A 12,695-nucleotide genomic window follows, 5' to 3' on the forward strand; every position below is an offset into this window, starting at 1 on the left:
TGGCTGCTTTGGTTACCCTGCTGGGCCTTGTTTTATAACCTTGATGTCGCAGGCATACTGCGTGCCAGTTTTAGGAGGGATCCATGAAGCACGTCATCACGTCGATTTCAGCCTGTGTCGGCTTCCTTATAAGTGCCGCGATCAGCGCCGCGCCCGCGACACCCCTGAGCACCCTGGAAATTCTCAAAGTGGCGTCTGTTTCCTGCGCTGTAGAGGATGTGTCCGATGGTCGTGAGCAGACCCGCTGCGACCACAAGGGCCCTGGTATCAAGGTCTATGTGCTGGAGCGCGGTTACGGCGGCCAGCCGAATGTCACGCTCGATGGCCAGGAAGTGGACGGTGTGAGGGCTGCGGTCTGTAACCAGGGCGAGGGGCTGGTGGCCTGCAACGGTGCGGGCACCACGGTGGGGCACGTGTATACCTTTGACCTGGGTAACAAGGACGGTGGCTGGTTCGAGTTCAGCAATACCTCGCTGGTGCCGCCGCACAACCGGCTGGGTGTGCGGCTATATATAAAGTGAGATCCTCACCTGTAGTCGCTGCCGCAGGTTGCGATCGGGCCCGCAGGAGCCGCTCTTTTTAAAGAACGAAGGTCCTTCGGCCCTTATCGCAGCCTGCGGCAGCGACTACAGGGTTTTGTGCTCTTCCACCATCCGGTCCCGGTTGGCCAGCCCCGGGAACAGTTTTATCCACAGCCCGGTGACGACCAGCGTGCCAACCCCGCCCAACACCACGGCGGGCACTGTGCCCAGCCAGTGGGCCGTCACTCCGGATTCGAATTCCCCCAGCTGGTTGGACGCGCCGATAAACAATCCGTTGACCGCGCTCACCCGGCCACGCATTTCATCCGGGGTCTCCAGTTGCACGAACGAGGCGCGGATCACCATGCTGATCATGTCCGCCGCGCCAAGAACCACCAGCACTGCCATTGAAAACCAGAACGAGGTCGACAGGCCGAACGCGATGGTGGCGACCCCGAATATCCCCACCGCGGTAAACATGACGCGCCCCACCTTGCGCTCCACCGCGAATCTGGCCAGCCACAATGACATCAGCAGGGCGCCGACCGCCGGTGCCGAGCGCAGCATGCCCAGGCCCCAGGGGCCGGTCAGCAAAATATCCTTGGCAAACACAGGCAGCAGCGCCGTGGCCCCGCCCAGCAGGACGGCAAACAGATCCAGGGAGATGGCGCCGAGGACGTCAGGGCGACTGCGAATGAAGCGAATGCCCGCGAGCAGGGAGTCCAGCGTGGCCTTGGCTTTGTTCAGCGGCAACTGGCGGGCGGGGAGGTTACTCATCAGCAGTGCCGCAATCAGATACAGCGCAACGCTCGGGCCATACACCCAGACGCTGCCAAACGCATACAACAAGCCCCCAAACGCTGGCGCGACAATGGTGGCCGATTGTTGCGCCGCTTGTGCCGCCGCCACTGCGCGCGGGAACAGCTCAACCGGCACGATCGAAGGCAGCAGCGCCTGGGTGGCGGGCATTTCGAAGGAGCGGGCGGCACCCAGCAAAAACGCCAGGATAAAGATCATTTCCCGGGTGATGTGATCGCCTGCGCTGCTGATGGCCAATGTCAGGGCGATCATTGCCTGTACCGACTGGCACAGGGCCGCCACTCTGCGACGATCATAGCGGTCGGCCACATGCCCGGTGTGCAACATAAACAGCAGGCGCGGCGCGAACTCGATCAAGCCCACCCATCCCAGGTCCATCACGTTGCCAGTCAGTTGGTAGAGGTTCCAGCCAATGGCCACGGTGAGCATTTGAAATGCACTGGCGGTGAAGATACGGGCAAACCAGAAGGCCACAAATGGCCGGTGATGGCGGAGCAGAAGGAGCTGGCTGGTCATTTAAAAGAGGTCGTGGCCGAGGGTGGGGGGACGTTGAGATTATCATTGTCTTGTAACAAATAATGACTCGAAATATCACATATCCCCAGCGCCCCACGTTGGGTCAAACAGGGCTTTTGCGCGATTCCTTGTGGTTCTTGCAACGGTCTATATCAAGGCCTGAGGCATCGTGTCACGCGACAACAAACCACATTAGCCGTGTGTCAGGAATGGACTACTCTTTCATCCATGCTTGATCCAGATCAAAGCCTTTGGGTTTTTGTCTGAGTGGCCAGCCGGCCAGATCCCTTGGTGTTGTGGTTTTGAAAGCGAGCAGCGATTCGCGGTGGCCACGGCGTGCAGGGTAGTTGGATTCAGGCGCGAAGTCTGGGTCCTCAACGACCTGATACCTGATAGAGGAAGACTTATGTTCGGTTTGGATGCTCTCGAGCTCGCCCGAATTCAGTTCGCGTTTACCATATCGTTCCACATCATTTTTCCCGCCATTACCATCGGTCTCGCCAGTTATTTAATGGTGCTCGAAGGCATGTGGCTGAAAACCCGTGACGATACTTACCGCGACCTGTACCACTTTTGGTCGAAGATTTTCGCCGTCAACTTCGGCATGGGCGTTGTATCGGGCCTGGTCATGGCCTACCAGTTCGGCACGAACTGGTCGAGGTTCTCGGATTTTGCCGGTGCTGTTACCGGGCCGCTGCTGACCTATGAAGTACTGACTGCATTCTTCCTTGAAGCGGGTTTTCTGGGCGTCATGCTGTTTGGCTGGAATCGCGTGGGCCGGGGGATGCACTTCTTCTCGACCGCGATGGTGGCCCTGGGAACGCTGGTCTCTACCTTCTGGATCCTGGCTTCCAACAGCTGGATGCAAACCCCGCAAGGCTTCGAAATCATCGATGGTCGGGTGATTCCGGTGGACTGGCTGGCGGTCATTTTCAACCCGTCGTTCCCTTACCGTCTGGCGCATATGGCCACGGCCGCCTTTGTCGCCACGGCATTTTTTGTCGGCGCGTCAGCGGCCTGGCATCTGTTGCGCGGTCGTAACACGCCGGCCATTCGCCGCATGTTCTCGATGGCCATGTGGATGGCCCTGGTGGTTGCGCCGGTACAGGCGCTGATCGGTGATGCCCACGGTTTGAATACCCTCAAGTATCAGCCAGCAAAAATCGCGGCCATGGAAGGTCACTGGGAAAACAAACCCGGTGAGCCAACGCCGCTGATTCTGTTTGGTATCCCGAACATGAAGACCGAAACCACGGACTACAAGATTCAGATCCCGTACCTGGGCAGCCTGATTCTGAGGCACAGCCTGGACAAGCAAATCCCTGCGTTGAAGGAGTTCCCGCCAGAGGATCGCCCCAACTCGACCATCGTGTTCTTTAGCTTCCGCATCATGGTGGCGCTGGGCATGTTGATGATCTTCGTCGGGCTTTGGAGCGTATGGCTGCGCAGGCGCGGCACCCTGTACGAGAACCGCTGGTTCCTGCGTATGGTGCTGTGGATGGGACCATCGGGCCTGATCGCGATCCTTGCGGGTTGGTTCACCACCGAGATCGGTCGCCAGCCGTGGGTGGTTTACGGGCTGATGCGCACTTCGGATGCGTCGTCCAACCACAGCGTCATGCAAATGAGCGTCACGCTGGTCATGTTTGTCGTGGTGTATTTCGCGCTGTTTGGTGCGGGTCTGGGTTACATGATGCGTCTGGTACGCAAAGGTCCGATTACCCACGAAGGCGAAGAAGACACCCACGGTGGCCCAGGCCAGCAACGCACGCCTGCCCGTCCTCTGTCTGCGGCCCATGAGGGTACAGATGAAGGCCACAGCGACAGCCTGACTAAGGGGAATTGAGTCATGGGTATTGATCTGCCACTTATCTGGGCAATCATCATCATCTTCGGGATCATGATGTATGTGGTCATGGATGGTTTCGATCTCGGGATCGGCATCCTCTTTCCCTTTATCAAGGGCGAGAGCGACCGCGATGTGATGATGAATACGGTCGCCCCTGTCTGGGACGGTAACGAAACCTGGTTGGTACTGGGCGGCGCGGCATTGTTTGGTGCCTTCCCGCTGGCCTACTCGGTCGTGTTGTCGGCACTGTACCTGCCACTGATGCTGATGCTGATGGGGTTGATCTTTCGGGGCGTCGCCTTTGAGTTCCGCTTCAAGGCACGGCCAGAAAAACGCCATCTCTGGGACAAGTCCTTTATTGGCGGCTCGCTGGTGGCAACCTTCTTCCAGGGGGTGGCGCTGGGGGCCTTCATTGATGGGATTCCGGTGGTTAACCGTCAGTATGCGGGGGGCGGGCTGGACTGGCTTTCACCGTTCACTGTGTTCTGCGGGATTGCCCTGATCGTGGCCTATGCATTGCTTGGCTGCACCTGGCTGATCATGAAAACCGAAGGCCACTTGCAGGAGCGCATGCACAAGCTGGGTCGCCCGCTGGCGTTGGCCGTACTGGTGCTGATGGGCATCGTCAGCCTGTGGACGCCACTGGCGCACACTGACATTGCTGCACGCTGGTTCACACTGCCGAACCTGTTCTGGTTCTTGCCGGTGCCGATCCTGGTCTTGGTGACGATGTATGGTCTGCTCAAGGCGATAGCGCGCAAGGCTCACTACACGCCGTTTCTGTTGACCCTGGTGTTGATCTTCCTGGGTTACAGCGGTCTGGGTATCAGCTTGTGGCCGAACATCATCCCGCCTTCGATCTCGATCTGGGATGCAGCGGCACCGCCCCAAAGCCAGGGCTTCATGCTGGTAGGCACCTTGTTTATCATCCCGTTTATTCTCGGTTACACCTTCTGGAGCTACTACGTGTTCCGCGGCAAGGTGACTCACGAAGACGGTTATCACTAGTCGTACATGCCGCTGTGGCCTGAGGGCCACAGCCTTTTCCCCAGAGGAGGCCCGAACATGGCTGGCAAGGATTATCTAAACGACGTTCAAGAGTGCGAAAAAAAGCCCTTGTGGCAACGCATTGGCTGGTTGCTGGTGATCTGGACCGCCAGTGTGGCGAGCCTGGCAGTATTTGCCTGGCTGATCCGCCTGTTCATGACCGCCGCAGGCATGAAGAGCCACTGACTTCCCATCCCGTAGCCTTGCGGCTACGGTTTTATGACCCGCCCAGGCGGGTTTTTTTATTACTTGCGCGCCTTGAGGATCACAAACTTGGGAGTGGCGGCCACTTGTTCGACGCCCCGAAACAGTTTGGCCAGCTTGCTGTGATAGCCCAGGTGACGGTTGCCGACGATGTACAGCGCACCCCCCACTACCAGCGCCTCACGGGCCTGCTGGAACATGCGCCAGGCCAGAAAGTCTCCCACCACTTGTTGCTGATGGAACGGCGGATTGCACAGCACTACGTCCAGTGAGTCCGGTGCCTGGCTCGCCAAACCGTCGTCAGCCCGCACAATGACTTCGCGATCACCCAATGCGGCTTGCCAGTTCTCGCGGGCAGACTGCACGGCCATGAACGACTCATCGACCAGCGTGTACTGCGCTTGCGGGTTATTCAGCGCGCTGGCAATGGCCAGTACACCATTGCCGCAGCCCAGGTCGGCAACCCGTGCAGTGCCCAGGTTTTTTGGCAGGTGGGGCAGGAATGCCCGAGTGCCGATATCGAGGTCTTCGCGGCAGAACACGTTGGCGTGGTTGAGCAGCTCGATGGCCGGCTTTTCCAGTCGATAGCGCGTGGGGTACGGCGATGTAAATGGCCCCAGGGCCTGGGACGTGGACACCAGCAAACGGGCTTTTTTGACCGCCAGCGAGGCCTGTACCGGGCCAATGTAGCGCTCCAGCAGATCGCCTGCGGCGCGGGGCAAGTGTTTGACCATCGCGCCTGCGATGACCTGTGCTCCGGGTGCCAATTGGCCTTGCAGGCGGATCAGTTGCTCTTCAAGCAGTGCCAGGGTCTTGGGAACACGCACCAGTACACAGTCGAAAGGCCCGACCAGAGGCTGGCTGGCAGGGATGATCGATATCGCATCGTAAGCATGGCCATTGCGCACCAGATTCTTTTCCAGCGCCTGAATGGCGAGAAAGGAGTCGCTGCTGCTGGTGACATGCAGGGTGTTGACCAGACTGACCGCCAGGGCACCAAAACTGTCATTGAGCACCAGCACCCGGCTGTTTGCGGGCAACGCCTGCTCAGCCAGGTGATTAAGCAAATACTCATCTGCCGCATCAAAGGCCTGCAAGGGCTCGTTTTGCTGCTCGGGTTGGCGGATCAGGCGAAGTTGGGCGAAGGGGCTTTCTAGCACAGGCATTTATACAAACTCTGAGGAATCGGCAACTGCATGTCTTGCCCCTGAGGGGGAGGCTGGCAAACAGAGGAGTCCGTGGTTTTACAGGTAGGCGTGATTTTACTTTTTTTTGCCGCAGATTGCCTGACGGGTTTATCCACTTTAGCGCAGTGTCCGTTTACAGCAGGCCAAACCTGGCCGCCATGACCACGGCCGAGGTTTTGTTGCTGGCCCCCAGTTTTTTCATTGCACCACTGATATGGAAGTTCACGGTGCGGGTGCTCAGGCTCAGAATCATGGCAATGTCGGAAGCGATTTTGCCTTCGGCAGTCCACTTGAGGACTTCCAACTCACGTTCGGACAAACGCATGATGTTGATCGTCAGCCTATGGCGCAGGTGGAAGCGTTCGAGCATGGCGCTGTGTAACTGATTGCACAGCCACAGCACGCTGGCAGCTTTGCCCGAAAACTCGTCCTGCGACACAGGAGGGGCTTTTCTGGCAAGGCTCAACATGCTCACTGCGCCATTGGGGTCATGCACCGACTGCGACCAGCCATAGGTCAGCCCGCAGGTTTGGGTGGCTTTCCACTGGTCGGGAGCATCACGAAAAACATCGGCGCTCCAAATAATGGGCAGGATCGATAGTTGGCAGTGAGTCATGAGTGGATTTTTTTGCGTAAGAGGCCCTTTTTCATACCGCTCGACATAATCATTTGGATAGTTTGTTAATACTTTACTATTCGTTATTACATTGCCATGTCGAGGGATCGTGCGAAAGAAGAAATAATTAAAGCCGTACTCTTCTATTCGTTTGAGTGTGTCGGAACCCAATTCAGCTTCGCTTCTGCAGGCGAAGTGTTGGTTCTGGTTGATTAAATGATGTGCGGTCATAAGGCGCTCCGGCGGCCCGACAGTAAGTGGGTGACAATAGGCGGTGTGTTACTAAGTTTATTCTAGATGGTGTTTGAAATGTTGTTGTTGGTTACAAAATATAAATAGGGGGGTGGGTAATATGGCGTGTTTATAGATGCGGGTGATAATTTAAACAGTGAGTTTAATTATGCTTTTTCGGGTTTATATATATAGCTGTGTGTTGCTTTAGATAAATTGGATCCGGGCGCTGTGTGAGTTAATTAATACGAACCTTGTCGGCGACCCCTTGTTTGCCCCTGGAAGGCTGTCTCAAAGCCATCACAAACCATCGGTGTTTCTCCTGGCGTCTTTGGGCGACACTAGAGGCATTCGTCAATGGAGTGCCCCATGACTGCCAGCGCAGAAAAATTTACCCAGCAGACGCTTCTCGATGTCACACCGCTGACCCCCAGCCTGTTCACATTGCGTACCACTCGCGACCCGGGCTTTCGCTTTACCGCAGGCCAGTTTGCAAGGCTTGGCGTGACCAAGGCGGATGGCAGTACGGTTTGGCGCGCCTATTCCATGGTCTCTTCACCCCATGACGAGTTCTTGGAGTTCTTTTCGATTGTGGTACCGGGGGGAGAGTTCACCAGTGAGCTCAGTCGTCTTGAAGTGGGTGACACCTTGCTGGTGGAGCGCCAGGCATTTGGTTTTTTGACCCTGGATCGTTTTGTTGACGGGCGTGATCTGTGGTTGCTGGCAACGGGGACCGGCATTGCACCGTTCCTGTCGATCCTCCAGGATTTTGAAGTATGGGAAAAATTCGAGCGCATTGTGCTGGTTTACAGTGCCCGCGAAGCGCGCGAACTGGCCTATCAGGATCTCATTGCAGGCTTATTTTCCCGTGATTACCTTGCTGAGTATGCACACAAGTTTGTGTATGTTCCGATCGTCACCCGTGAGCGAGTGCCCGGTGCATTGAACGGGCGAATGACCACCTTGATCGAAAACGGTGAACTTGAGCAGGCGGCGGGTGTTGATCTGACCCGCGAACATTCGCGGGTGATGTTATGTGGCAATCCGCAAATGATTGATGACACACGCAAGTTGTTGAAGGCCCGTGACATGCAGTTGAGCCTGAGTCGTCGGCCCGGACAAGTTGCTGTTGAGAACTACTGGTAGTGTAAGTTTTACATGTCGAGCAGCATGAAATAAATAACGGCGCCCTGGGGCGCCGTTATTCATGTTTGGCAGTTAAGGTCGGTTGTTTTGAACTTTAAGCAGGTCACGAATTTCGCCCAGCAGTTCTTCTTCTTTAGAAGGAAGAGGCGGGGCGCTTGGCGCGACTGCCTCTTCGCGCTTCAGGCGGTTGATTGCCTTTACACCCATAAAGATGGCAAACGCCACGATGATAAAGTCGATCACGCTCTGGATGAATTTGCCATATGCCACGACCACGGCCGGGGCATCGCCAACGGCCGCTTTCAGCGTAATGGCCAGGTCACTGAAGTCCACACCGCCAATCAACAGGCCCAGCGGTGGCATGACCACGTCACCCACGAAGGACGAAACGATTTTGCCAAATGCCGCGCCGATGATGATACCGACGGCCATATCGACCACGTTCCCTTTGACCGCGAAGGCCTTGAACTCACTTATCACGCTCATTGGATATTCCTTGTTACAGATGAAGTTGGTGGGTGCAGTGTAATTCAGCATGGCAGATCATGCCCGCGCCGCACTGATCAAAGCTCAGTGGGCTATCATCGCGTTTTTTCCCTGGAGTTCAGATGGCCAAGCCCAAGCGCATTTACGGCTGCACAGAGTGCGGCGCAACCTTTCCCAAGTGGGCAGGGCAGTGCGGCGAGTGCGGCGTCTGGAACACCCTGGTCGAGACCATTGTAGAAAGCGGCGGCGCCGCGCCGCCCAGTGGCCGTACCGGCTGGACAGGGCAACAGGCCCAGATCAAAACCCTGGCCGAAGTCAGCATTGCAGAAATCCCGCGCTTCTCCACCGCTTCCGGTGAGCTGGATCGGGTACTCGGGGGCGGTCTGGTCGATGGTTCGGTGGTGTTGATCGGCGGTGACCCGGGTATCGGCAAGTCCACTATCTTGCTGCAAACCTTGTGTCAGATGGCTACGCGCATGCCTGCGCTGTATGTCACTGGCGAAGAGTCCCAGCAGCAAGTGGCCATGCGCGCCCGACGCCTGGGGCTGCCCCAGGATCAGCTCAAGGTGATGACCGAAACCTGTATCGAAAACATCATCGCCACCGCCAAGCTCGAAAAACCCAAGGTCATGGTGATCGACTCAATCCAGACCATCTTCACCGAGCAACTGCAGTCGGCGCCGGGCGGTGTGTCCCAGGTGCGAGAAAGTGCGGCATTGCTGGTGCGCTATGCCAAGTCGAGCGGCACGGCCATTTTCCTGGTGGGCCACGTGACCAAAGAGGGTGCGCTGGCCGGACCGCGGGTGCTGGAGCATATGGTCGACACCGTGCTGTATTTCGAGGGTGAGTCTGACGGTCGCTTGCGTCTGTTGCGCGCAGTGAAAAATCGGTTTGGCGCGGTCAACGAGCTGGGTGTGTTCGGCATGACCGACAAAGGCCTGAAAGAAGTCTCCAACCCGTCAGCTATTTTTCTTACCCGTGCTCAGGAAGAAGTGCCGGGCAGCGTCGTCATGGCCACCTGGGAGGGCACCCGTCCCATGCTGGTGGAAGTGCAGGCACTGGTGGACGACAGCCATATGTCCAACCCGCGCCGTGTGACCCTGGGTCTGGATCAGAATCGACTGGCCATGCTGCTGGCTGTCCTGCATCGCCACGGCGGTATTCCCACTCATGATCAGGATGTATTCCTTAACGTGGTGGGCGGGGTCAAGGTGCTGGAAACCGCGTCCGACCTGGCGCTGATGGCGGCGGTGATGTCCAGTCTGCGCAATCGACCGCTGCCCCATGATCTGCTGGTGTTTGGTGAGGTTGGCTTGTCCGGCGAAGTGCGCCCGGTACCCAGCGGTCAGGAGCGGCTTAAAGAAGCGGCCAAGCACGGTTTCAAGCGTGCCATCGTGCCCAAGGGCAACGCCCCCAAAGAGTCTCCGCCGGGCTTGAAGGTCATCGGTGTGACCCGCCTTGAGCAGGCACTGGATGCGTTGTTTGAATAGGGTTTCATACCTGTAAAAAAATCTGCAGGGTTTGATCGCGGGTCTTGGCCAGGAGGCCGGAACTGACAGTGGCGTTGCACGGGACAACTATGCAGCGCCAGCCAGCACAAACCCACAAAAGAAGGCTCTAGACCAACGTTAGGGGCTGGTCTTTAGAGCCAAGAGCGCTAAACTCCGGGGGCAGTCTTTCTTGTCCAACTGGCCGGAATTAAAAAATGAATAATAAAAATAGCCTGCTACGCCACATTCCGTGGCTGGTGCTGGCAATTGTAGGAGCCTGCGCCCTTGGCGTAGTTGCGTTACGCCGGGGCGAGGCGATCAACGCCTTGTGGATCGTAGTGGCAGCGGTTGCCATTTATCTGGTTGCTTACCGTTATTACAGCCTGTTTATTGCCACCAAGGTGATGCAGCTCGACCCCAGTCGCGCTACCCCTGCAGTGCTCAACAACGATGGTCTGGACTATGTGCCGACCAACAAGCACATTCTTTTTGGTCACCACTTCGCCGCCATCGCTGGCGCCGGACCGTTGGTGGGGCCGGTTTTGGCCGCGCAAATGGGCTATCTGCCGGGCACGCTCTGGCTGATCGCCGGTGTTGTTCTGGCCGGTGCGGTGCAGGACTTCATGGTCCTGTTCATGTCCACTCGCCGCAACGGTCGCTCTTTGGGCGACATGGTGCGTGAGGAAATGGGCAAGATCCCGGGCACCATCGCGCTGTTTGGTTGCTTCCTGATCATGATCATCATCCTGGCGGTGCTGGCGCTGATCGTGGTCAAGGCCCTGGCCGAAAGCCCGTGGGGCATGTTCACCGTGATGGCGACCATCCCGATTGCGATGTTCATGGGCATTTACATGCGCTACATCCGCCCGGGCCGCATTGGTGAGATCTCCATTGTCGGTGTGCTGCTGTTGCTCGGCTCGATCTGGCTGGGGGGCCAGATTGCGGCAAGCCCTGAATGGGCTCCGGTGTTTACCTTCACCGGTACGCAGATCACCTGGATGCTGATCGGTTATGGTTTTGTTGCAGCCGTGCTGCCGGTTTGGCTGGTTCTGGCACCGCGTGACTACCTGTCGACCTTCCTTAAAATCGGCACCATCGTGGCACTGGCCATCGGCATTCTGGTCACCATGCCTGAGCTGAAAATGCCAGCATTGACCCAGTTCACCGACGGTACTGGCCCAGTCTGGAAAGGCGGTCTGTTCCCGTTCCTGTTCATCACCATTGCCTGCGGTGCGGTATCGGGTTTCCACGCACTGATTTCTTCGGGTACTACACCCAAGTTGCTGGATAACGAATGCAACTCCCGGTACATCGGCTACGGCGCGATGTTGATGGAGTCCTTCGTGGCCATCATGGCCATGGTTGCCGCTTCGGTCATCGAGCCGGGCGTGTACTTCGCCATGAACAGCCCGGCGGCCATCGTCGGCGGTGATGTGGTGACTGTTGCGCAAACCGTTAGCAGCTGGGGCTTTGCAATTACCCCGGATGCACTGACCGCACTGGCCAAGGATATTGGTGAAACCACCGTTCTGGCCCGTGCCGGCGGCGCACCGACACTGGCTGTGGGTATCGCTCAGATCCTGCATAACGTGTTGCCGGGCGAAAACACAATGGCGTTCTGGTATCACTTCGCCATTTTGTTTGAAGCCCTGTTTATCTTGACGGCGGTTGACGCCGGTACCCGTGCCGGTCGCTTTATGCTGCAAGACTTGCTGGGCAGCTTTGTGCCTGCACTCAAGCGCACCGAGTCCTGGGGCGCCAACATGCTGGCAACAGGCCTTTGTGTAGCGATGTGGGGTTACCTGCTTTATCAGGGCGTGATCGATCCATTGGGCGGCATCAACACCCTGTGGCCGCTGTTCGGTATCTCTAACCAGATGCTGGCGGGTATCGCGCTGATGCTGGCAACCGTTGTGCTGATCAAAATGAAGCGTCAACGCTACATTTGGGTGACCATGCTGCCAGCGATCTGGCTGCTGATCTGCACCACCGTTGCAGGTTTTATCAAGCTGTTCGACGCCAACCCTGCGGTCGGCTTCCTGGCCCTGGCCAACAAGTACAGCACTGCGCTGGAAGCGGGCCAAGTCATTGCCCCGGCGAAAAACATCGACCAGATGCAGCACGTGATCATCAACGCCTACACCAACGCCGGTCTGACCGTGCTGTTCCTGTTCGTGGTGTTCAGCATTCTGTTCTTTGCGATCAAGGTGGGCGTGGCAGCATGGGGCAGTAAAGTACGTACGGATAAAGAGTCGCCGTACCAAGTCATGCCGGATGCATAACAGAGGGTTGCAATCATGTTCAATGACCTGAGTCGCCTCGGTAAATACCTCGGTCAGGCCGCGCGCCTGATGGTCGGCATGCCCGACTACGACAACTACGTCGAGCATATGCAAACCAAGCACCCGGACAAGCCTGTCATGAGCTACGAGGCGTTCTTTCGCGAACGCCAGGAAGCCCGTTACGGCGGCAAGGGTGGGCCCAAGTGCTGCTAGCCCCTCAGGGCTAAGTTGCATCTGACTGTGGGAGCGGGCTTGCTCGCGATGAGTGCTCTGCGGTGTATCCGTTACACCGCGCTGCTTG

At 57.4% G+C, this 12,695-nt stretch carries 12 protein-coding genes; 8 read left to right on the forward strand and 4 right to left on the reverse strand.

The window, feature by feature from the left end; translation table 11 throughout:
* Positions 1–83 precede the first annotated feature (83 nt).
* On the forward strand, positions 84–521 hold the full coding sequence (locus VSQ83_RS02885) for a DUF4879 domain-containing protein (RefSeq protein WP_133078619.1): 438 nt from the start codon (positions 84–86) through the stop codon (positions 519–521).
* A 105-nt stretch (positions 522–626) separates the two neighbouring features.
* Here VSQ83_RS02885 and VSQ83_RS02890 read toward each other — a convergent pair whose 3' ends face one another.
* Entirely contained in the window at positions 627–1,856 is a 1,230-nt protein-coding gene (locus VSQ83_RS02890; protein ID WP_326425236.1) for an MFS transporter, read from the reverse strand.
* Positions 1,857–2,262: 406 nt separating this feature from the next.
* On the opposite strand from VSQ83_RS02890, the gene VSQ83_RS02895 reads away from it, so the two are divergent.
* Genes VSQ83_RS02895 through VSQ83_RS02905 form a run of 3 tightly spaced genes read left to right on the forward strand, consistent with a single transcriptional unit; the run spans position 2,263 to position 4,938 of the window.
* Positions 2,263–3,702 carry a cytochrome ubiquinol oxidase subunit I gene (locus VSQ83_RS02895; RefSeq protein WP_326425238.1) on the forward strand — a complete coding sequence of 480 codons (1,440 nt, stop codon included), beginning with the start codon at positions 2,263–2,265 and terminating at the stop codon, positions 3,700–3,702.
* Between the two features lie 3 nt (positions 3,703–3,705).
* On the forward strand, positions 3,706–4,713 hold the full coding sequence (gene cydB / locus VSQ83_RS02900) for a cytochrome d ubiquinol oxidase subunit II (RefSeq protein WP_133078616.1): 1,008 nt from the start codon (positions 3,706–3,708) through the stop codon (positions 4,711–4,713).
* 57 nt (positions 4,714–4,770) lie between these two features.
* Positions 4,771–4,938, forward strand: coding sequence for a DUF2474 domain-containing protein (locus VSQ83_RS02905; RefSeq protein ID WP_133078615.1), 168 nt, complete (start codon positions 4,771–4,773; stop codon positions 4,936–4,938).
* 59 nt (positions 4,939–4,997) lie between these two features.
* On the opposite strand, the gene VSQ83_RS02910 is transcribed toward VSQ83_RS02905, so the two are convergent.
* Together VSQ83_RS02910 and VSQ83_RS02915 are read right to left on the reverse strand one after the other, a co-directional pair.
* Positions 4,998–6,122 (reverse strand): class I SAM-dependent methyltransferase, encoded by a 1,125-nt coding sequence (locus tag VSQ83_RS02910; RefSeq protein WP_326425240.1) that lies wholly within the window; start codon positions 6,120–6,122, stop codon positions 4,998–5,000.
* A 154-nt stretch (positions 6,123–6,276) separates the two neighbouring features.
* Entirely contained in the window at positions 6,277–6,990 is a 714-nt protein-coding gene (locus tag VSQ83_RS02915; RefSeq protein WP_326425243.1) for an autoinducer binding domain-containing protein, read from the reverse strand.
* 369 nt (positions 6,991–7,359) lie between these two features.
* On the opposite strand from VSQ83_RS02915, the gene VSQ83_RS02920 reads away from it, so the two are divergent.
* Positions 7,360–8,136 (forward strand): ferredoxin--NADP reductase, encoded by a 777-nt coding sequence (locus tag VSQ83_RS02920; RefSeq protein ID WP_133078612.1) that lies wholly within the window; start codon positions 7,360–7,362, stop codon positions 8,134–8,136.
* 72 nt (positions 8,137–8,208) lie between these two features.
* Here the strand turns inward: VSQ83_RS02920 and mscL are convergent, their stop codons facing one another.
* Complete coding sequence (gene mscL / locus VSQ83_RS02925; protein WP_133078611.1) at positions 8,209–8,622, reverse strand: large-conductance mechanosensitive channel protein MscL; 414 nt, start codon at positions 8,620–8,622, stop codon at positions 8,209–8,211.
* 122 nt (positions 8,623–8,744) lie between these two features.
* Here mscL and radA point away from each other — a divergent pair, with 122 nt between their 5' ends.
* From radA to VSQ83_RS02940, 3 genes are all read left to right on the forward strand, one after another.
* Positions 8,745–10,112, forward strand: coding sequence for a DNA repair protein RadA (radA, locus tag VSQ83_RS02930; protein WP_133078610.1), 1,368 nt, complete (start codon positions 8,745–8,747; stop codon positions 10,110–10,112).
* A 215-nt stretch (positions 10,113–10,327) separates the two neighbouring features.
* Positions 10,328–12,394 (forward strand): carbon starvation CstA family protein, encoded by a 2,067-nt coding sequence (locus VSQ83_RS02935; RefSeq protein WP_133078609.1) that lies wholly within the window; start codon positions 10,328–10,330, stop codon positions 12,392–12,394.
* Positions 12,395–12,409: 15 nt separating this feature from the next.
* Positions 12,410–12,607 carry a YbdD/YjiX family protein gene (locus tag VSQ83_RS02940; RefSeq protein ID WP_007937254.1) on the forward strand — a complete coding sequence of 66 codons (198 nt, stop codon included), beginning with the start codon at positions 12,410–12,412 and terminating at the stop codon, positions 12,605–12,607.
* Positions 12,608–12,695 lie beyond the last annotated feature (88 nt).

The sequence above is a fragment of the Pseudomonas sp. DSV-1 genome (assembly GCF_035830915.1).
Taxonomy (GTDB): Bacteria; Pseudomonadota; Gammaproteobacteria; order Pseudomonadales; family Pseudomonadaceae; genus Aquipseudomonas.

Bases quoted from the DNA above. Each gene is read 5' to 3' on its own strand.
- VSQ83_RS02885 (WP_133078619.1), top strand. From the start codon at position 84: ATGAAGCACGTCATCACGTCGATTTCAGCCTGTGTCGGCTTCCTTATA.
- VSQ83_RS02940 (WP_007937254.1), top strand. From the start codon at position 12,410: ATGTTCAATGACCTGAGTCGCCTCGGTAAATACCTCGGTCAGGCCGCG.
- VSQ83_RS02920 (WP_133078612.1), top strand. From the start codon at position 7,360: ATGACTGCCAGCGCAGAAAAATTTACCCAGCAGACGCTTCTCGATGTC.
- VSQ83_RS02890 (WP_326425236.1), bottom strand. From the start codon at position 1,856: ATGACCAGCCAGCTCCTTCTGCTCCGCCATCACCGGCCATTTGTGGCC.
- mscL (WP_133078611.1), bottom strand. From the start codon at position 8,622: ATGAGCGTGATAAGTGAGTTCAAGGCCTTCGCGGTCAAAGGGAACGTG.
- VSQ83_RS02895 (WP_326425238.1), top strand. From the start codon at position 2,263: ATGTTCGGTTTGGATGCTCTCGAGCTCGCCCGAATTCAGTTCGCGTTT.
- cydB (WP_133078616.1), top strand. From the start codon at position 3,706: ATGGGTATTGATCTGCCACTTATCTGGGCAATCATCATCATCTTCGGG.
- VSQ83_RS02910 (WP_326425240.1), bottom strand. From the start codon at position 6,122: ATGCCTGTGCTAGAAAGCCCCTTCGCCCAACTTCGCCTGATCCGCCAA.
- VSQ83_RS02915 (WP_326425243.1), bottom strand. From the start codon at position 6,990: ATGACCGCACATCATTTAATCAACCAGAACCAACACTTCGCCTGCAGA.
- VSQ83_RS02935 (WP_133078609.1), top strand. From the start codon at position 10,328: ATGAATAATAAAAATAGCCTGCTACGCCACATTCCGTGGCTGGTGCTG.
- radA (WP_133078610.1), top strand. From the start codon at position 8,745: ATGGCCAAGCCCAAGCGCATTTACGGCTGCACAGAGTGCGGCGCAACC.
- VSQ83_RS02905 (WP_133078615.1), top strand. From the start codon at position 4,771: ATGGCTGGCAAGGATTATCTAAACGACGTTCAAGAGTGCGAAAAAAAG.